At 59.9% G+C, this 885-nt stretch carries 1 protein-coding gene; it reads left to right on the top strand.

The features are described from left to right. Positions 1 to 79 precede the first annotated feature (79 nt). Positions 80 to 885 (top strand): amidohydrolase family protein (locus NW820_RS12855; protein ID WP_414407701.1); only part of this gene is annotated, 806 nt, incomplete at its 3' end.

Raw genomic sequence — 885 nt, 5'->3', positions numbered from 1 at the left:
TGGATCCAGATGCGGCTGTGCTGGCGGAGCCAAGTCAATAGTCTTTATCTTGAGAGCGCCTTTGGGGGAGGGCGGAGCTTTGTCTGGAGATTTGCTGATCCGAAATGCTGAGCTGCTGGTGCCGGAAGGGGATCCCTGGCGGGGGGATGTGCTGGTGCGGGAGGGGCGCATTGCCCAAATCGGCCAAAACCTCTCGCCAGAAGGGGTGGCCAAGGTCATCGACGCCGAGGGCCATACCTTGATGCCGGGGGTGATCGATCCGCAAGTTCACTTCCGCGAGCCGGGCCGAGAGCACAAAGAAGACCTGCAGACGGGATCCTGGGCCTGTGCCCGGGGCGGGGTGACCAGCTTTTTGGAGATGCCCAACACCGACCCGCTGACGATTGACCAAGCGACGCTGGATGACAAGTTGGCCCGTGCAGGCAGCAAGTGTGTGGTCAATTACGGCTTTTTCATCGGGGCCACTGCCGATAACTTAGAAGAGTTGCAAACGGTGCAGGGAGCCTGTGGCATCAAAATCTTCATGGGATCCATGCATGGGCCCCTGTTGGTGGATGATCAGGCGGCGCTGGAGCGGATTTTCGGGGAAACGGATCCCAACTTTTTAATTGCCGTCCATGCCGAAGATTTGTCTCGCATCAAAGCCCGTAAGGCCCTGTTTGCCGGACGCACAGATGTAGCCGTTCACTCGCAAATTCAGGACGAGGAATCGGCCCTGATCGCCTCACGGCGGGCTTTGGACTTGGCCACCCGCTACCGCCATCGGCTGCACATTTTGCACCTCTCCACCGGCCTAGAGGTCGAGCTGCTGCGCCAGCACAAGCCAGCTTGGGTGACGGCAGAGGTGACCCCCCAACACCTACTGCTCAGCACCGCCGATTACGC

Source organism: Synechococcus sp. R55.7 (assembly GCF_047461955.1).
GTDB lineage: Bacteria > Cyanobacteriota > Cyanobacteriia > Thermostichales > Thermostichaceae > Thermostichus.
Note: the sequence above shows the minus strand (reverse complement) of the source record. Positions and strands in the feature narration are given on the sequence as shown.